At 43.4% G+C, this 17,285-nt stretch carries 19 protein-coding genes and 4 pseudogenes; 9 read left to right on the forward strand and 14 right to left on the reverse strand.

Going from position 1 to position 17,285, the window contains the following annotated elements; translation table 11 throughout:
* Positions 1-4: 4 nt before the first annotated feature.
* From K5Q99_RS15185 to K5Q99_RS15200, 4 genes are all read left to right on the forward strand, one after another.
* Positions 5-1,519 carry a hypothetical protein gene (locus K5Q99_RS15185; RefSeq protein ID WP_014610924.1) on the forward strand — a complete coding sequence of 505 codons (1,515 nt, stop codon included), beginning with the start codon at positions 5-7 and terminating at the stop codon, positions 1,517-1,519.
* Between the two features lie 412 nt (positions 1,520-1,931).
* Entirely contained in the window at positions 1,932-3,098 is a 1,167-nt protein-coding gene (locus tag K5Q99_RS15190) for a tyrosine-type recombinase/integrase (RefSeq protein ID WP_115014222.1), read from the forward strand.
* Positions 3,099-3,171: 73 nt separating this feature from the next.
* On the forward strand, positions 3,172-3,897 hold the full coding sequence (locus K5Q99_RS15195) for a zeta toxin family protein (RefSeq protein WP_220777342.1): 726 nt from the start codon (positions 3,172-3,174) through the stop codon (positions 3,895-3,897).
* A 21-nt stretch (positions 3,898-3,918) separates the two neighbouring features.
* Positions 3,919-4,083 carry a hypothetical protein gene (locus K5Q99_RS15200; protein ID WP_014610884.1) on the forward strand — a complete coding sequence of 55 codons (165 nt, stop codon included), beginning with the start codon at positions 3,919-3,921 and terminating at the stop codon, positions 4,081-4,083.
* Between the two features lie 70 nt (positions 4,084-4,153).
* On the opposite strand, the gene K5Q99_RS15205 is transcribed toward K5Q99_RS15200, so the two are convergent.
* The 3 genes and pseudogenes from K5Q99_RS15205 to K5Q99_RS15215 form a co-directional block, all read right to left on the reverse strand.
* Positions 4,154-4,336 carry a tyrosine-type recombinase/integrase gene (locus tag K5Q99_RS15205; RefSeq protein WP_309473206.1) on the reverse strand — a complete coding sequence of 61 codons (183 nt, stop codon included), beginning with the start codon at positions 4,334-4,336 and terminating at the stop codon, positions 4,154-4,156.
* Positions 4,337-4,407: 71 nt separating this feature from the next.
* Positions 4,408-5,421 (reverse strand): dTDP-glucose 4,6-dehydratase, encoded by a 1,014-nt coding sequence (rfbB, locus tag K5Q99_RS15210; protein ID WP_069453176.1) that lies wholly within the window; start codon positions 5,419-5,421, stop codon positions 4,408-4,410.
* A 555-nt stretch (positions 5,422-5,976) separates the two neighbouring features.
* Positions 5,977-6,141, reverse strand: a pseudogene (locus K5Q99_RS15215) (IS256 family transposase); the annotation flags it as partial.
* On the opposite strand from K5Q99_RS15215, the gene K5Q99_RS15220 reads away from it, so the two are divergent.
* Both K5Q99_RS15220 and K5Q99_RS15225 read left to right on the forward strand, forming a co-directional pair.
* Positions 6,104-6,334 carry a type II toxin-antitoxin system HicA family toxin gene (locus K5Q99_RS15220; RefSeq protein ID WP_220777343.1) on the forward strand — a complete coding sequence of 77 codons (231 nt, stop codon included), beginning with the start codon at positions 6,104-6,106 and terminating at the stop codon, positions 6,332-6,334. The pseudogene K5Q99_RS15215 and the gene K5Q99_RS15220 overlap by 38 nt on opposite strands.
* Positions 6,331-6,672: a type II toxin-antitoxin system HicB family antitoxin gene (locus tag K5Q99_RS15225; protein ID WP_014610889.1), complete on the forward strand. Its 342-nt coding sequence runs from the start codon at positions 6,331-6,333 to the stop codon at positions 6,670-6,672. Before K5Q99_RS15220 ends, K5Q99_RS15225 begins: the two co-directional genes overlap by 4 nt.
* 163 nt (positions 6,673-6,835) lie before the next feature.
* Here the strand turns inward: K5Q99_RS15225 and K5Q99_RS15230 are convergent, their stop codons facing one another.
* From K5Q99_RS15230 to K5Q99_RS15265, 7 genes are all read right to left on the reverse strand, one after another.
* A complete protein-coding gene (locus K5Q99_RS15230) occupies positions 6,836-7,216 on the reverse strand; it encodes a helix-turn-helix transcriptional regulator (RefSeq protein ID WP_086904820.1) in 381 nt (126 codons plus the stop codon).
* The gene (locus K5Q99_RS15235) at positions 7,213-8,580 is read right to left on the reverse strand and encodes a type II toxin-antitoxin system HipA family toxin (RefSeq protein WP_014610930.1); all 1,368 of its coding nucleotides are present in this window, start codon (positions 8,578-8,580) and stop codon (positions 7,213-7,215) included. The genes K5Q99_RS15230 and K5Q99_RS15235 overlap by 4 nt, the downstream gene beginning before the upstream one ends.
* 354 nt (positions 8,581-8,934) lie before the next feature.
* On the reverse strand, positions 8,935-9,252 hold the full coding sequence (locus K5Q99_RS15240; RefSeq protein WP_126491578.1) for a CcdB family protein: 318 nt from the start codon (positions 9,250-9,252) through the stop codon (positions 8,935-8,937).
* A complete protein-coding gene (locus tag K5Q99_RS15245) occupies positions 9,252-9,497 on the reverse strand; it encodes a type II toxin-antitoxin system CcdA family antitoxin (protein WP_014610893.1) in 246 nt (81 codons plus the stop codon). The genes K5Q99_RS15240 and K5Q99_RS15245 overlap by 1 nt, the downstream gene beginning before the upstream one ends.
* A gap of 521 nt (positions 9,498-10,018) precedes the next feature.
* On the reverse strand, positions 10,019-10,261 hold the full coding sequence (locus K5Q99_RS15255; RefSeq protein ID WP_220777344.1) for a nucleotidyl transferase AbiEii/AbiGii toxin family protein: 243 nt from the start codon (positions 10,259-10,261) through the stop codon (positions 10,019-10,021).
* A gap of 274 nt (positions 10,262-10,535) precedes the next feature.
* The gene (locus tag K5Q99_RS15260) at positions 10,536-11,786 is read right to left on the reverse strand and encodes a type II toxin-antitoxin system HipA family toxin (RefSeq protein ID WP_115014211.1); all 1,251 of its coding nucleotides are present in this window, start codon (positions 11,784-11,786) and stop codon (positions 10,536-10,538) included.
* Positions 11,783-12,088 (reverse strand): helix-turn-helix domain-containing protein, encoded by a 306-nt coding sequence (locus tag K5Q99_RS15265; RefSeq protein ID WP_004249763.1) that lies wholly within the window; start codon positions 12,086-12,088, stop codon positions 11,783-11,785. The genes K5Q99_RS15260 and K5Q99_RS15265 overlap by 4 nt, the downstream gene beginning before the upstream one ends.
* A gap of 283 nt (positions 12,089-12,371) precedes the next feature.
* On the opposite strand from K5Q99_RS15265, the pseudogene K5Q99_RS15270 reads away from it, so the two are divergent.
* From K5Q99_RS15270 to K5Q99_RS15280, 3 genes and pseudogenes are all read left to right on the forward strand, one after another.
* Positions 12,372-13,069 (forward strand): annotated as a pseudogene (locus K5Q99_RS15270) (IS3 family transposase); the annotation flags it as partial.
* A gap of 664 nt (positions 13,070-13,733) precedes the next feature.
* Complete coding sequence (gene ltrA, locus K5Q99_RS15275; RefSeq protein WP_428848597.1) at positions 13,734-14,987, forward strand: group II intron reverse transcriptase/maturase; 1,254 nt, start codon at positions 13,734-13,736, stop codon at positions 14,985-14,987.
* Positions 14,988-15,444: 457 nt separating this feature from the next.
* A pseudogene (locus tag K5Q99_RS15280) lies at positions 15,445-15,672 on the forward strand (transposase); the annotation flags it as partial.
* A 40-nt stretch (positions 15,673-15,712) separates the two neighbouring features.
* Here the strand turns inward: K5Q99_RS15280 and K5Q99_RS15285 are convergent.
* The 4 genes and pseudogenes from K5Q99_RS15285 to K5Q99_RS15300 form a co-directional block, all read right to left on the reverse strand.
* Positions 15,713-16,050 (reverse strand): annotated as a pseudogene (locus tag K5Q99_RS15285) (helix-turn-helix domain-containing protein); the annotation flags it as partial.
* A gap of 129 nt (positions 16,051-16,179) precedes the next feature.
* Positions 16,180-16,509, reverse strand: coding sequence for a type II toxin-antitoxin system PemK/MazF family toxin (locus K5Q99_RS15290; protein ID WP_014610905.1), 330 nt, complete (start codon positions 16,507-16,509; stop codon positions 16,180-16,182).
* Positions 16,509-16,799, reverse strand: coding sequence for an AbrB/MazE/SpoVT family DNA-binding domain-containing protein (locus K5Q99_RS15295; RefSeq protein WP_220777345.1), 291 nt, complete (start codon positions 16,797-16,799; stop codon positions 16,509-16,511). Before K5Q99_RS15295 ends, K5Q99_RS15290 begins: the two co-directional genes overlap by 1 nt.
* Positions 16,800-17,192: 393 nt before the next feature.
* The coding region (locus tag K5Q99_RS15300) for a transposase (protein ID WP_220777347.1) at positions 17,193-17,285 on the reverse strand (93 nt) is incomplete at its 5' end.

Raw genomic sequence — 17,285 nt, forward strand, 5'->3', positions numbered from 1 at the left:
TATTATGTCAAAGATATTAATCCCGAAAATAAAATCTCCCTTGTTTATCAATATGATAAATGCACTAGACAAACATCATTCGGATGCATGTATCAGTGTGTTTATCGACAGCGATAACAGCCGTATGCTCCTTATTGGTGGTGCCCCTGGTCAATACGGACAAATTGAAATACCTCTCGAAAAAGGCCATGGTTTGAAGAATGCTGAATTCTCAATCCCTTTCGATTTTTTCATGTGCATGAAAGAGCAACAGCAAGAGTTTAATACCCTAGCCAATCAGTATATTTTTGAGCTCAGGTACAAAAATGGCAAATACATCAATATCGAGTATTGTTTATTACTCAGAGACGACAAAAAGATTGATGATTCAATACATTTCCCAATGTCCCGTTTTGAATTAGACGCTGCTCATGAAAATCATATTCAATATCAGGTGGCCAATACTCAACGTGCTTATCATGAGCTGAACGGACGCTCGATTGTTGACATTATCAATTCAACCAATTCACTCATACCTTTTGATTTTGTTGAATTTAGAAAAAATGAAAAAGAGATCCGCTTCCAGAAAAATGGTGAAGTCACGACCAAACGATTACAAGACAATATCGACTTACCTCATACCCTCCCCTTGACTGAAGCCGCAAGCCAAACGCTTAAAACGCTGTACATGAACTCTGAAACAGGCAGCATAGCGTTTAGCTTAGAGGGAGAACTACTCACGTTTAAAACTGACCAGCACACGCAAAGTATCTCTCTGGAAGGCATAGAGCAATTTCATCGAAAAATAACTCAGGAAAGCACGTTACTCCTTGAATTTGCATCTAATTTATACGATTTCAAACAGTTAAATAACATGATCTTAAAAGAAACCAGCGTTAGATCGCTCAATACTGCGATGCTACTGTTTGACAGCAACAGGTTATTCTCATGCATGTTGCCCGGACGTCGGGAGTTCATTCGCGAAGTCAGCGTTAAACACCTTCATAATCACAACGCATTATTATTTTCCTATTCGCCTCGCACTCTCAAAGACATGAAATTAAAAATTTTTGCTAAAGGAGGCGAGATCCGCATTACGTTAACTCAAAATCAAAATGGTGAACTGAAACTCAATTTCTTTGATAAACCAGAAGATATGTCACCGTTTGATAGCCTTAACTTAGTATCAGAACAATCACAGTTAGCTGCATATCAAAAATTGAAAAACGAGTACCTGAACACTTACGATGACCGCTACATTTTGCCGCCATCGCGCCAAGGAGAACTCGATTTGTTTGCCGAACAACCAAGCGATGTGCCAGACGAAATTGATACTCCAGTTAATGACATAGAGTCGCATGCGCAATACACCGACACGACAGAAAACCAAACAGAAGATAAACTCAAGAACGCTCGTGTTTATTCGCCAACGACTCATCCTGATTTAGCACCTAAACCGAACAATAAGCATTCCGAAAACATCACAGAAAACAGTGGCGATTTAGCCAATATCGATGAATATGGGTTTGCCGATGATTAAGTAAGCTCTCAAACAGTAAACTGAATACGGTTGCGTGTGGTTGTGTGTGAAGTGGGGTAAATGACGGCAACAAGCTTACGCTAAAATGCTCAACAATTTTCATTGGTAAATGGTCAATTTAAAAAGCACAGCAATTTAAAATAAACCACTGGACAAATAAACAGTATTGGTTATATTGATAGGTGTGTTTTTAACCAATAGTTGGCAAACTGCAACTATTGGAAGGGACATTTCAGGTTGAGTTGCGCGATGTAAAAGTGCGGTTAACCTAATAAATAAGCAGTTGGGAGAGAGCGGCTGCAACCACTCTCCCCCGTACCGGCTGCACTAGCTATTAACACAGACCCAGCCGATTGCGAAATTCTAACGAATTCCATCGGATAGGGACAGTGCTATTTGATGGAGGCCACCTATGGCTCATATTCGTGTACGTCCCAATGGGCGTATTCAGTTCGACATGCATCTTTATGGCTGCCGTTTTCGTGAAGGCACAAAAATGCTGGCCACACCTAAAAACCTTGCAACTGCCAAGACAACACTCAAAAAAATGAACGCGGAGATAGACTTAGGCTGCTTCCAATACCGTGACTATTTCCCCAAAAGTAAAAAAGTCGCTCAATTTGAGCAGTTGCAGCGTGAAAAACATCCTGATCGTGAATATCCATTTTTCAATGATTTTGCTTATCAGTGGTTTGAACGCAAAAAGGCGACGTGGAAAAATAGCTATAGAAACACCATGCAAAACGTTTTAGATAAGTATCTGATCCCACAATTTGGCAATACATTGATGAATGAGATCACCCTATCGCAGATCGATTTTTATCGTCAGCAGTTAATGCAAATGGTAAAGGCAGATAATACCCGGCAATTATCTAATCGGCGCATTAATAACTTACTGTGGCCCATCGTCTCCATGGTAAGCCTCGCGGCAGAAGAATATAAATTTGAATACCCATTGAGACGCTATCGCTCACTTAAAGAAGAAAAGGCTGAGTCTCATCCGATGACGATAAAGGAGGTTAAACTTTTCCTATCCCACGTCCCTCCCGAATGGAAAGATTACTTCATCATTCGGTTTTGGACCGGCATGCGCAGCTGTGAAATACATGGATTAGAGTGGCAACATGTTGATTTTAATCACCGCTTAATTCGCATACGGCAAAACTGGGTGAATGGTGAAGTATGTGATGTGAAAACACCAAAATCTAGGCGTGATCTTAAGATGTGTGACACGGTATACGATGCCTTTAAACGCATTAAAAATTTGGCATTGTCAGAGTCAGGCTTTGTGTTTACTGGCAAATCAGATGCGCCACTGGATACCCATTTTGTTAGCAAAAAATTATGGTACCCGACACTCATTAAAGCGGGACTGAAACGTCGACGAGCTTATGAAACTCGTCACACCGCGGCAGTGCTGCATATCGCAGCCCTAGAAAATCCACTGTATATCTCACAAATGCTTGGCCACAGTGATACTCGGTTATTATTTGATGTCTATGCACCTTATGTTGCAAACGCATCTCGAAGCGATGGCAACGCATTTGATAAACTCATGCGCAACGAAAACATGCTGTAAAACCCCGTAAGTTATACTCAACTTGAGTTGGCTGATATCATGTTGTTTAAATCTGGTAACGTTATCACTGACTATGACAGAGCAAGAAACAGAAATTGAAACTCAAGCGGTCACCTATGCGAAAGCAAATCGTACTCGGATAGCTCGAGAACTGACCGATTTAGACAAGTTTCCAGCTGATCAACAACCTGTGTCTATTTTTATGTGCGGCTCTCCTGGCGCTGGAAAAACCGAAGCTTCAAAAGCGTTTCTTGAAATGTTTGATGAAACGGGAATTATTAGGCTTGACCCTGATGAGCTAAGAGTCTTCTTCCAAGAGTACACTGGTGAAAATTCATTCCTCTTTCAGAAAGCTGTCAGCCTTATTGTTGAACGAACCCTAGACAGAATTTTTAACAACAACCAAAGTTTCATCTTAGATGGTACTTTTTCAAACTTTGATATCGCTTGTAAAAATATCGAGCGCTCACTAAAGCGAAATCGAGCCGTGCTCATCATCTTTGTTTATCAAGAACCTACACTAGCCTGGGAGTTTGTCCAAGCAAGAGAAAAGCTTGAAGGCAGACGCATTTTACCTACTACATTTATCGATCAATTCTTAAATTCGCAAGAGGTAGTCCGGCAAGTCAAAGCCAAATATGGCGCGGCAATCAAGATAGATTTACTGATAAAGAACAATGATGGTAGCACTCGTATTTACCATGATAACATTACGGATGTTCAGCATCATATAAAGAAAAAATACTCTCGCACAGAATTAATAAGACTGCTAAACTTGCCACCTGAGCCTATTTTTTAGGCTGTTTTATGTGAGAAATCTATGTCGACCAATACAGCTAAAATTAATGTTACTACATCCAAGCTTTCAGCCTTTGTTATGAACGCAAGTTCAGCAGAGAAAAAACGTGTGTATACTCAAGTTATCAAGAAAGCGACTGAGTCACAGAATAAAATGATTATTGAAGCCAAATCCATGGCAGTGTAATTCATTGGTTTTGTGAATAAAGCCCCGTTAGGGGCTTTTCCTATTTCCTCTGCATCATCACCAACACTCTTCAAGGTTCATTCCCCCTCTCGTGCTGCCGGGTGCGTAGATGATAAACCTCCTTTAGCTTACCAATCGTCACATGGGTATAGACTTGTGTTGTCGAAATATCTGCATGGCCTAGCTGCTCTTGGATATAGCGAATGTCGGCACCATTTTCTGACATTACGGTAGCGGTGGTATGTCGATACAAATTACATGCACTAGGTTTATCAAATTAAATTAGATCCTAAAAGTACTCTGACATCAATTACGCGGTGGTTTTTAGACCGCTTGCACTATCCACTCGACCGTTTTCCTAAGGCCTGAATCAAAGGATTCGAGTGGTTGCCAACCTAATTCACGTTGAATTTTACTCGCGTCAATGGCGTAGCGCACATCATGGCCAGGACGATCAGCAACATGTTGTATTAAATCACGAAACCCCATGCCACTCATTGTCAGAGACTGCGGATGAGTGGGCACTAACTCTTCTAAGAGATCGCAAATTCGCTGCACCACAGCAAGATTAGTGTATTCATTTGAGCCTCCAATATTATAGGTTTCCCCTAGTTGTCCTTCAGTGGCGACTAAAAATAACGCCTTAACATGATCATCCACATACAACCAATCCCGCACCTGCTGGCCATTGCCGTAAACGGGCAGTGGTTTTCCCAATAACGCATTATTCACCATTAAAGGGATCAGCTTTTCAGGGTATTGAAAAGGGCCATAGTTATTAGAGCAGTTAGTAATAACTATCGGTAAACCATAGGTACGATGCCAGGCGCGAACAAGATGGTCCGCCGATGCCTTGCTGGCAGAATAAGGAGAACTAGGATCATAGGCGCTGGTTTCACTAAATAGCCCCGCCTTTCCAAGGGAGCCATAAACCTCGTCGGTGGAAATATGGTGCAATCGAAAACGGCGCTGTTGTGCTTGCCCTAAAGTTTGATAATAACTACGGCATGCCTCGAGCAGTGTGTAAGTTCCCACGATATTGGTTTGAATAAACTCCGCGGGCCCATCTATTGAACGGTCCACATGGCTTTCGGCCGCTAAATGCATCACAAGATCGGGTTGGAATTGCTGCAACACCTGGTCTAACCTTGCCCTATCGCAAATATCTGCCTGCACAAAATGATAGCGCTCACTATCGGCAATAGCCGCTAAAGCCTCTGGATGACTGGCATAGGTTAACTTATCGACATTGATCACGATGCACATCGTTTGCTCAATCAGCATTCGCACTAATGCCGATCCAATAAACCCTGCACCACCGGTAATGAGTATTCGCATATCGCCTATCCCAAAGTAAAAGGTTAGAAAAATAAAAAGCCCGAAAGTATACAACTTTACCTGTAGAGCAACGTGACCTTTTTAAGTACGGGGTGCAAGAAGAATGCTACCTGTGCAAGGCGGAGCGAACACAGAGGCGCATGCGTGCCATTGATTGACGATAAACATCACGCTTAGCTTACCGTAAGGAGTGAACGATTCAGGCATTGTTCGGTAACGGGTTAAGCATCAATAGCGCTTCATCTAATGATGATGTGCACCCTAATAAACTCACACATTGCTATAGGTTTTTTCAAATAAAATTCAGCATCTTAAGCATAAATCACTTTAGCGCTGAGACATTTACTTTGCTAAAAATGGCCATTTGAGACACTTCCCTGCCCTCATTATTGTGCTGTCGCAGGGTTGTTGATCGACTGTTGTCTTATCAAATACTGGTTGATAACGGTGTACACGCTCAGATCTGCTCTGACAATTACTCGTTTTTTCTGACGACTCCGTCAGATTAGATTTGAGCTAAATTGAGGCTGTTCATAATTCTGTGTCAGGTTAATTTCACAGATCGATATGGTTTTCTAAGCGCCCCTCAAAATGGATTGAGAGCTGTGATAGCGTCAAATTCCAATTTTGGATGGGGTGAGTCCAGCGCTCAGAGGCCTTCAATATACCCGCGTAAAGCAGCTTGAGTAAACTGTTCTCGTTAGCAAAACCGCCCTTCGTCAAGTGGTCTGATATTGAAGCGCTGTTTATTGCTCTAGGGGCTGACATTGAAGAGCGTGAGGGGTCTCGAGTTGGTGTGGTGCTGTTTGGTGAAGTTCAGGTATATCACCGCCCACATCCTCAGAAAGAAACTGACAAAGACGCAGTGATAAGCATCAAAAAATGGTTAGAAAGGAACGGGGTGAAAGCATGAAAAATCTTATGATGATCAACGGGGTAAAAGCCTTTATTGATTATGATCCAGACGCTGAAACATTCCGTGGTGAGTTCGTAGGCTTAAACGGCGGCGCGGATTTCTATGGTGAAAGCGTCGCTCAATTGGAAGCCGAGGGCACGAAGTCATTAAGCGTTTTTTTAGAGATGTGTCAGGAGCGTGGCATTGAGCCTTACAAAAACTTCTCTGGCAAATTCAACGTTCGGATCTCGCCAGAGGTTCACGCTCGACTTAATGAAATTGCGCTATCGCAAAGCATTAGTTTGAATGCAGCGGTAGAAAATGCAGTCAATGACTACATTGCACATTCAGCGTAGGACGGAAAATTGTTCCTCGTTTTGCGGGGATGCAAGTGTTGGCATATAGCTAATGTTAAACGGGGTTCACCATGTCAATTAAAGCATGGGCTTGGCAATCTAATTCCTGACTTGCATCTGCACCCAGGCAGTCGTCGCTTTGCGGCGTTCTAGATCTTAGCTTCTAAATCGCCTCTACCGCCATTTTCAGCACGACACTATCCTTTGGCATTAATGCTATACGAAACCCGACTCCGCTAAAAACTCGATTAATCAACTCAACACCGTTTTTACCTTTATCACTTTCGATATCAGACAATGCTTTACGGCTAACGCCAACCATTTTGGCATATTGGTCCTGGCTCAGTGATAACAACTCAACTCTCAGCCATTTAAGTACTTGACCTTGAGTCTTTTTCCCCGAAAAGAGATCCAATGTAGCGGCTAATAATAAATCTTCCCTATCTTTAAGGGTCAAAGGCTTTCGATTAACCGAAATTTTTTTTCGACCACCTCTGCCTTTTGTTTCAATCGAATCCGTTGCAACATTAGATGAAACCGTCATAATAGCCCCCATTGCTGCATTCTCGCTTCTAACGTGGCAAAACCAATTCCCGAATGCGCAAGAATCGATTCTGGCACACCCCGCTGACGTAAACGTTGCTCAAGACCAAGCAAACGAGCAGCGGTTTCATTCAAAGCGCTCATTAACTCATTAGGCGACAGTAAATCAGATAAATGTTCTGCAATTGCAGGAAAGTTATACACGCCACCTAACTCCATTCCCTCACCCCAGGTAAAGGTACGAGTGATCATCTCATAATCTGCTTTCATTGGCGCAAAATCATAAATGGGTGCCAGCTGGACGCGGTTTCCATACTTGATAAAAGAGGTATTTCGGCCATGATTATCTGAATTTCCAAAGGCAATATTTAATAAATCTCTACGTACCCATTCAATCACAAACGCCTCAATGCCACTCTTACCTTCAAGCTCAGCCTCAACGTCGAGTAGCGTCCTGGTATTACCATAATTTTCTTTTTTATTAAACGCGGCCAAAAGCCGTCTAATCACATCGGCATGTAGCAAAGGCTTTGCTGTCGGCTCACCTAAAATGGCATAAACCGACTCCATGCCATAACTCACCATTGCTCCCGCCTCAACACCGTAATCAAAGCGTGGCAACCATAAAGAAGGGCCACGTTCAGCTTCAATAAGCTTCATCGACTCAACGGAAATAGTCTCAAAGCCCAATTGTGTAAGCTCATGATAAAAATGATACTCTGCTCGCAAAATATCGCCATCCAGAGTGGTTTTACCCCTTGGAAACTTAACTAAATAAGGCTGATCGAGATTACGCGGATCATCTTGAAAGGTATCAATCCAAACATCTTGCTGCGCATTTAATCGCACTAATAACTTAGGTGCGGCCCCGCCTGCGCCGGAAGCGCCACCTGCTGCTGCACCGCGAGACTGGGCATACTCAATAAAATCAATCTGCAACTCACTGACATCAGCGATACTAAAGGTAACAGGTAATGATCTTTTAGCCTTTTCAGGCACCGATTCTTTTATACGTAAGTTGCCAATTGGCGCGATAGTTCCATATTTCAACAATTGGAAATCACGTTCCAAATTAGGCAAATCCTGCAATCCAAGCCGCTTAACCCAATAATCCCGGCTGGAACCTGCTGGCATAATATCTTCTAAAAAACGATGCCAGTGAGGGCTTCGCAACGGGATATTATCAACGGGTAACGATACACTCACTGCAGTTTGCGCAAATTGATGGAAGTAAGACGTGACATGTTCAATCTCATAATTTAATACACATGGCCCGCCAGTGCCCTTATCTGGCGCATAAAACTCCACCAAAGCAACATCACGCCATTCTCCGGCAATGTTCATCTGCACCGTTAAAATTTGCATTACCTAACCCCTAAAAGCAGACGACAATTAATGAACACTATAGCACTCAAAAATAGATAAAACAGCTAATTAATGCAACCTACAGTACTCAGTAATTAAGAAAAATACTAATTAATGACACCTAAAAAACGCAAAAACAGTCAGAGAAAATAAGATGGGAGGAAAAGCAAAGACGTTGACGGTTGACTGAACGCTCGCAAGCTCACCGTCCGGGCGGAGCCCGTTCAGTAACCTGCAGCGGTAAAACGGCGTTCCTAGATGTATGGACTCCCTCCCACTAAGAGGATACGGTCTTAATCGATTCAAAGATTAGCCAAAGGAGTCCATACATCTCGAGCAACGCTCCAGCTTCTGTTATATGCCAGTAATCAAAAAATCGATAGCCGCTACGATCTCATCCCTGAAACTACTCAACTCATTGACAGGCTCACGTAAAATCTTCGTTAGTACACTTGCCATTTGGTGAGTTAACATCACGAAGTCGCCCTCATCGATATGGATCACAGGGCATAAATGCCTAGGGGCTTTTTTCTCCAATAGTTCGACAGGTGTTAGCGGAATAACTAACCGAGTATTCAAGATATTAAGCAATTCACTTTGAACATCAACAAAGTAAGGATATGCAATTGCAGTGCTCTTATCGTGGTTTTGGTATAAGGCAAACTGTGACATTAGAATACTCGGTAAGAATCAGAAAATAAGCCTTGTTTTTCAACCAATTCATTGCAAGCGTTAATCGCTTGGGCATTTTGTTCTAACCATTCGGCTTTTAGGCGATGCTTTACTTCTTTCTCAAGAGCCTTTTCCATTGTCGCTGAAAGATTTATGTTCAGGCGTTTAGCTTCCGCTAATAACTCACTGTTTAAGCTTAAATTTGTAGCTTTTTTGTGTACTTGATTGCTATATTTGTTTCTCATAACAATAACCCATGCGCGTTGTTTGTGCGCATAAATTATAAGTATGGATAGGATATATAACAAGCCATCAAAGATGGCGCTGAGTGTATCTATAAACTGCAGCAGTAAAACAGCATTCGTAGAATGCTTAAGCGCATCGCTACTAGAGTCTAAACCCTAGAGCCACGTAGTGGCGTTCTAGCAGTTGCGTCGCAACGCCAAAGCGTCTCCCAGCCGAAGGCCGTCCTTTTTGCTGCGCCTTATATGCTATATACTCCCCCTGTATTCATTAAATCGTGCAATGGGCCTATGCAACAACTAAATGAAAGCATTATTTGATGTTCAGTTTGGTGCACTCTGTGCCGTCATTGCAGGGGCTCGTGGTTGGACGGACATTCGTGAATACGTTCTGGGTCACCATGAATAGTTTCGCCGTCAACAGTTAGATGTAATATTTGGCGAGGATGCCTGCCAAATTTATCGGGAGAATGCGGCATAAAATGTCGCTAATTTGCATCATATGTCACTGAACATGCTACGAGCTACACCTCAAGCCCATACCGATTACCGATATACTTTTCAACGACCTGCTTCATTGCAATTAACATCTTACTATTGAAGTCCCTACCTCCTGCAAAATCAAGATATTCACTATATCGATTTGATTCTCGGCACAAACGCTGTGAAGTTCCGCCCTGAAAAACCAAGTTATCGAGTACCCTAGCTTCATCCAGTGCATACAAGATGTCGTAATGAAGAAGTTCTTTCTCAATGACAGGGCGCATATCCTTTGCGCCTCCTTGTTCCACAGCTTTAAGTTACTTTTATCCTACGAGTTTAGAAAATCAAAGCAAAATAAACCAACTACTTTTTTATAGCACCTAAAGGTGTTGTACTGAACTCTTCATGGCTACTAGAAAAAGGGTATAGTTTACAATTACAAGATCGATACAAAAAAGTCAGTGGTTCAAATCAGTTGGCAGAGGCGCTTTGATACGTAATAAGGATCTGTTGATTATTAATTGAAATAAGTTGAGCTACGCTGCCGTAAGCTCACCATTAAACGTTAAACGCTGATTGTTTCATGGTTTGCTCGGCTCGGCTGACCCCTAGCCGTTTAGCAACGGTTTGCCATTGCTTAACCGCCATTAATACTTCATCGTAAATTTGCGTGGCTTGGGTTTGCGAAAGTCGGAAGAAGTCTTTTACGTCAAAGGCTAATTGGTAGTCTAGAGCGTTGTCTGTATCGGTAATATTCAGATGCAGGCCATGCTTACCCACTATCGGGTTTAAATCATAAGCGGGTGATAACTTCCAACCATTCTTTGTTAATAAAAACCCATGGTTACGCAGGTGATCATCCGTGTTGGACACCGCAATATTAAACACGATACGTCGCCATAACTGTGCTAAATCAGCTTCGGTTTGCGCACCACAATTGGAAATAAATTCAGCAATCTCTAAGTAGCTGGCACCTTGAAATTGTTCACCATCATAGTATTGAAGCTGTGTCATGGCCGATGAAAAATGCAGTCGCTTTTCGCCATCGCGGTCAAACCGTTTTGTTAAAAAGGTATGGTGCTGTGACGAAAACTGCTTGATCTCACTTGGAAACATGTCAACACCTGCCGCCAAAGCCAATTCATAACAGACCATCTCCCATGCGCCCACGTCATGGGTATCATTTAGATTGGGAAACTTTGCAATCCACAAGTGGCCTTGTTCATCTGTGACACAAGCCTTGGGCCTTGCACCACCTAATGATGAGCCTGGAGAAATCAGCATTTTCAACCAGCGATAATACTCGTCACTGTCGATGTCATCGTCTTTTTCAATCTGCATGGCTGCGTGCTCTAGCTCTCGCAAAGAAGCCATTGGCGGCGCAGCAAATTCAGAATTGTCGTCCAAAAAAGCATTCGAGCCTGCTCGCTTAAATCGAATACCACCCATCCGGTAAGAGTCGTGCACGCCCAACAGGTAATCCAATTCGTTTAATCGACTTGTTGCTCGAATGCCTTTGCGCGCATCAATCGCCGCACGCCGTTGCATTAAAATACGTCCCCATCTATCAGGCGATGAATCAAGAAATGCGCGAAAGTTTTTATCGGCTTCATCGCTGTAGAGTTCACCGGAGTGAAGCGTCAAGATTGGATCAATTTGCAAGCGACAGGCTGAGGTTAAAAATGCTTTATCGTAGGCAAAACTAAACACGCCACCTCGGCTTGAATCGCTATAAGTAAGCCGCCCTATTAGCAGTGGCGCTTCGATTGGCTGCCAGTCGGCATAGACTTCGACGATTTCACGGCTCATCTTGAACCTTCCAGCAATTTTATGTTTTGCAGCTTGATACCCACTTCATCATGAGCGGCCATTTCCGCAAAGTTGCTTTCCATGCCAAGTACGGCCATTACTTTTAAGTAAGTGCCTATGGCAACGCCCGGATCACCTGCGAAGACTTTGTTCACGGTTTTATGATCAAAACCAGTACGTTCACACAGCAGCTTTTTTGTAAAACCACGTCGTTTCATCGCCAACAACAAGTCCTCACCAAAATGAGTCAGGATTTTGCGTTGCTTTGGAAACAGTACATTGTGTAAATCACGCTTAGCCACATCACCAACCAAAGGGACTATATTCCCACTATTCAGCCATTAATGGGAATATAGTCCAACTTTGAAATCAAAGCAACTCTAACATGTGAAAGGCAGGACTATATTCCCACTTTACTGAATATTATAGGATTTATATCCAACTTTTAGGTTTAGATTGCGCGTTGGCCAAAGCGATGATGTGAATCCCTGAATGTCAAAGGCAACCAAATCACACTTTTCTGTGATCTGATCCAGTAGTTCTGTACACCGCGCTAAGTGAGTAAAATCACATAACGAGGTGCCTATGACAACTAAAAAGAACCGTAAGACTTATACCGCAGAATTTAAAACCGAAGCCCAGAAACTGGCCGAGCGTGTTGGCGTGGCCGAAGCAGCACCGCAGTTGAAGCTATACGAAACCCAGATTTACAACTGGCGTAATGCATCAGAGAAAAAATCCACTACCAGCCAGCGTGAAGCTGAACTAGCGGCCGAAGTAGCTAAGTTACGTCGCCAACTGGCTGATCAGGCTGAGGATTTAGCCATCTTAAAAAAGGCCGCAACCTACTTCGCGAAAAATCAAAAGTAGCTGCATTTGAATTTATGCTGGAGCACCAACACAGGTTCCGCCTGCTGCGCATGGCCGCTGTGTTTGGTGTATCGCGAAGTGGGTATTATCAGTGGCGTCGTACCGGTGAAGAACCTGGCGAGAAAGCCCTACGGCGGGCCGCGCTGGACGAGAAAATCAATAAGGCTTTTACGCAAGGTAAGCAACGTGACGGTGCGCGCCGTATTCAGGTTGCGTTGGCTGAAAATGGCGACCATGCAGACCTGAAAACGATATTGAACAGCATGAAAAGACAAGGGTTAAAAGCCAAAGCAGCTCGTAAGTTCAAGGTGACCACAGATAGCAACCATCAGTTGCCAGTGGCCCCAAATTTGCTGGAGCAGAACTTTAGTGCGGATGCGCCCAACCAGAAATGGGTAGGTGACATCACGTATTGTGTGCCCGGAGTTCAGCACTAGCATGGAATGCTTTAATGAGCCACGAGTCTATCTGAAATACATGAACACTACGGCAGGAGCTACATTGTTTATGGCACTATCTGGTTGTGCAGATAGTTGAGTCTGAGCGGCAGTGACTTATCGTATGCTGATAAGGTGATGTAACTCGCTGACAACGGGGAGTGAGGCGAATTCGTTAAGCCAAGATGCTCCTCTAGACTAAGTATTGGACGGATGAAGAACATGAACCGGTTAACCCGCATCTATGGGCTGAAACGTCGCCATTGCCTACACGAATTAACAGGCAATATGGTGCTGCAATAGTGCTAAATGTATGGGCACTATTGCCGAATTAATGAGTAATAAATATGTACATATCAATGGATAAACGTTAAATCACAATTCTGCGTTTAAGCATCATCACCTTACAGTACGATAAGGTCAAAGACTGCGATCGGCATCCACCCCAATATGTTTGAGTTCAGGTAGATAAACCGGGGAAGGTTTGTTTTGAATGCTAAGGGAGCATGACCCTGATGACAAACAAGCTGGCGGAGTGTTCGTAGTAGTCTGAGATGGGGAAATCCCATTACATGGCGAAGGGACACAGTTTAATTGATTTGCGTCAGCAAATTACCTGACCTTAATGAGGTGAAGACCTTTGATAATCAGCGAACAGCAACGTAAATTAGCAACATGGACAGCAACCGATAAAACGCGTCGCGTTAATCGACTGCTGCGCCTTATCAGTCACCCGCATTGGCTTCGCCAAGCGGCTGAAGTAACGCTTTCTTCAAAAGGTGCTAAAACGCCTGGTGTTGATGGAATAACAAAGATTCATATACAGGCTTATTTGGCTGGTTATCTTGATGAGATCAGAGATGATCTGCTGTCAGGTAACTATCAACCGATGCCTGCTAGACGGATCTATATTCCCAAGGCCAATGGAAAGCTACGTCCTTTAGGTATACCAACGCTTAGGGATAGAATAGTTCAACGTGCCATGCTCATGGCAATGGAGCCGATATGGGAAAATGATTTTCATTCGTTGTCCTATGGCTTTAGACCAGAGCGCAGTGTCCATCACGCCATTCGCACGGTTAAACTACAAATGACCGAATCCAATGAGCCTAGTGGTCGCTGGATAATTGAAGGAGACTTATCAAGCTATTTTGATACCGTTCACCATCGATTATTGATGAAATGTGTTCGTAAACGGATCAACTGCCGTCGATTTAATGATTTGCTTTGGCGCTTCATTAAAGCTGGACATATTGAACGTAACCTATTTTGTGCAACAAGCGAAGGCGTACCACAAGGTGGTGTAATTTCTCCGTTATTGTCAAACATAATGCTTAATGAGTTCGATCAATATTTGGATAAATGTTACTTGAGCAAGAAAGCCCGTAAAGACCGCTGGTACTGGAACCACAGTATCAAAATCAAGCGAAAACCTGCGGTTGAGGAAAACAGACAATGGAAACCTGCCGTTGCTTATTGCCGTTATGCTGATGACTTTCTAGTGATTGTCAAAGGCAATAAACAACAAGCAGAGGCAATTCGGGACCAATGTCGACACTTCCTAGAAGGTAAGCTGCAACTCACGTTAAATATGGATAAAACTCATATTACACATGTGAATGACGGTTTTATATTTCTCGGACATAGGATCATTCGAAAGCGTGGACCTAATGGAAATATGCGAGTGGTGTCTGGTATTCCAAACGGTAAAGCCAAAGCATTTTCTCATTCATTGAGTCAGGCTTTATCAGGAGATCATAGCTGTAGCAAGATAGACAAAGTGGAACAACTCAATCGCAAACTTAAGGGTTGGGCACAATTTTATCGACATACTGATTACACCGCGAAAGTTTACAGCAAAATTGATCGTATTATTTTTCTGGAAACTCGCTAAGTGGTTGGCTAGAAAATATCGTTGTTCTATTAAATCGTTAATGATGAAATGGATCAAACGTCCAACACCAAATCAGGCGACGACATGGGTATTATTTGGTAAAAGCAATCGTGGAAATTTATGTGGCGCGTCACTATTTAGATTAGTGAGTAGTCCTAAATTACCCTTTAGATGGCGATCACCAGAAGCAAACCCCTACCTCAGAGATGAAATTAGAAATACTGTCACGTCTCGCTATAGCGATGTTGCCATGGCTGTTAGCCACAATTAAGCGGAGAGCCGTATGCGCTGAAAGGTGCACGTACGGTTCGGAGAGGAGAAGCAGAGAAATAGTTCGACTACGCTCTGCCTCTTACTCTACTGCTAACCAACGAGGGCTGGCTCTATCTGGCCAGAAAACTATGAATTAAAGAAAGTAGCTTAGTGGCGTGTCCAGTGTTGCCGGATCAGATCAGGAGTGGAAGTACCAACTTTACTTCACACTGCAAGCAAGGTCACAGGTGTTGATCTGGGGCTGTTTCATTTCGCCATCGAATCGAATGGCAAAAAGATAGCCAACCGAAGATTTGTAAAGCGTGCTGAGAAAAACCTCAGACGTAAGCAGCGTCAGCTATCAAGAAAAGCAAAAACTAGATTGATGGTCGCCAAATGCCATGAAAAAGCAGCGAATGCTCGCGCTAATTTAGTAAATCAGACTATGTTGATTAAGTTCAGCTATGCTGCCGTAAGCTTACAATCAGTTTACGCCGCCTACGACTGCCGTTGGTTTCTTTGGCTTTGTCCTGCCCTGTACATATCCAGCCGTGTGAGATTTTGGTTGCCTGAGTCTGAGTTAAATGGGCAATTAACTCTGCGGTTTGCTCAACAGATTACAGGCTTTGTGAACCGCGACATTTTCAGACTTGAGCTTCTCTGACAAGGTGTAATCGGCAAGGTGACGGCGGACCGTTGATTCATTTATCCGTAATGCTTGAGAAATCATTGCCGCGGTCCAGCCTTCAGATGCAAGAAGTACTGCTTTAATGCGGTCACAAACAAGCCCGTCACGCGTTTGAGCATGCAGGGTCTCTAGGACTTGTTTTTGGTCAGGAGTAGTCTCGTGACAGCGACCTTAATCCTCATGTCACTGAAAATCAAGCATCTTCATTGATCACGAGTATAGGAGGGTTGAGCCATATCTGATTTCCTCTTCTTAACTGACCAATACTCGCACTTTTGCGAGCACTTCATTTAGCACTGCAACGGGAGCTTTTTCGATATACTTGACGTCCCTTGCTGCGTAGTCAATCGTCTTGACTTGTTGACACAAAACAACACCTTTGGTTTTATCGGTATCAACAGCAACCTCGAAACCATGACCTCTAACCCTAGATGTTATTGGTGCGACTAAAGCAAGTTGAATTTGCTTGTTGAACGGCTCAGGCGAAAGTACCAGCGCAGGACGATGATGAGCCTGCTCGTGTCCCGCAGATGGGTCAAAATCAATCCACACTATGTCACCTCGTTTTGGGGTGTAACTCATTAGATTTCTTCCTTGCCTACAGGTGACGAACTCAGCCATTGAGTATCTTCTGAATCAAGTTCAAAAGACCCTTTTGGACTGGCACTTAGCAACTCATCAAGTGTGAATATTGGGGTTGCTGGGCTCATCACAATACACCCCTGAACAACCTCTATTTCAACTTGATCCCCCATACCGAACCCTGCCTTCTTCAGCACGGCAGCAGGGATAATTGCTCCGGCAGAGTTCCCCCATTTTTTGATACTGGTCTGCATATTAACCTCACCAACCATGATACATTGTTTAAACATGCTACCACCAAATATGGGGTTATATAATGTATAACTTCATATTAAGGTGCAATATCGAGTGCTTGGCTGATAGCTCGTGGATCAACATCAAGATACGGCCAACCCAGCAATTCAAGAGTTCTAGAATTAAAGGCGGCTGGACGGTCATTTCTGCTTATGGAAGCTGCGTAAGTTTCGATACTATCGAGCAGCGGCTAACGAAATAAAAAGCATCACCTTCTAGGGCGGTGAGAAGTCACTCAGTATCTGGATAAAAATGCCGTAATGGTTCCATTTGTTGATGAAGGATGCGGAGGATGTAGATCCCATAAGTCTGTTTTTTATCGGATAGCGCGGAAAACCTCGCCGTTCAGGGCGATGATGAATAGCGCAACGGCGAAGCCGTTCTGAGGGCTACGCCGGAGTTTGTTGCTGCTCAATATACTGCCGGATGATCTCAATTGGCGCACCACCACAGCTCCCCGCAAAATAACTGGGCGACCAGAG

The organism is Shewanella hafniensis, from assembly GCF_019655335.1.
Taxonomy (GTDB): domain Bacteria; phylum Pseudomonadota; class Gammaproteobacteria; order Enterobacterales; family Shewanellaceae; genus Shewanella; species Shewanella hafniensis.

Coding starts and splice junctions, on each gene's coding strand:
- K5Q99_RS15240 (WP_126491578.1), bottom strand. CDS start 9,252: ATGTCACAGTTTGCCTTATACCAAAACCACGATAAGAGCACTGCAATT.
- K5Q99_RS15235 (WP_014610930.1), bottom strand. CDS start 8,580: ATGCAAATTTTAACGGTGCAGATGAACATTGCCGGAGAATGGCGTGAT.
- K5Q99_RS15260 (WP_115014211.1), bottom strand. CDS start 11,786: ATGAGCCGTGAAATCGTCGAAGTCTATGCCGACTGGCAGCCAATCGAA.
- K5Q99_RS15295 (WP_220777345.1), bottom strand. CDS start 16,799: ATGTTTAAACAATGTATCATGGTTGGTGAGGTTAATATGCAGACCAGT.
- K5Q99_RS15190 (WP_115014222.1), top strand. CDS start 1,932: ATGGCTCATATTCGTGTACGTCCCAATGGGCGTATTCAGTTCGACATG.
- K5Q99_RS15225 (WP_014610889.1), top strand. CDS start 6,331: ATGAAAAATCTTATGATGATCAACGGGGTAAAAGCCTTTATTGATTAT.
- K5Q99_RS15230 (WP_086904820.1), bottom strand. CDS start 7,216: ATGACGGTTTCATCTAATGTTGCAACGGATTCGATTGAAACAAAAGGC.
- K5Q99_RS15245 (WP_014610893.1), bottom strand. CDS start 9,497: ATGAGAAACAAATATAGCAATCAAGTACACAAAAAAGCTACAAATTTA.
- K5Q99_RS15200 (WP_014610884.1), top strand. CDS start 3,919: ATGTCGACCAATACAGCTAAAATTAATGTTACTACATCCAAGCTTTCA.
- K5Q99_RS15255 (WP_220777344.1), bottom strand. CDS start 10,261: ATGCGCCCTGTCATTGAGAAAGAACTTCTTCATTACGACATCTTGTAT.
- K5Q99_RS15195 (WP_220777342.1), top strand. CDS start 3,172: ATGACAGAGCAAGAAACAGAAATTGAAACTCAAGCGGTCACCTATGCG.
- K5Q99_RS15290 (WP_014610905.1), bottom strand. CDS start 16,509: ATGAGTTACACCCCAAAACGAGGTGACATAGTGTGGATTGATTTTGAC.
- K5Q99_RS15185 (WP_014610924.1), top strand. CDS start 5: ATGTCAAAGATATTAATCCCGAAAATAAAATCTCCCTTGTTTATCAAT.
- rfbB (WP_069453176.1), bottom strand. CDS start 5,421: ATGCGAATACTCATTACCGGTGGTGCAGGGTTTATTGGATCGGCATTA.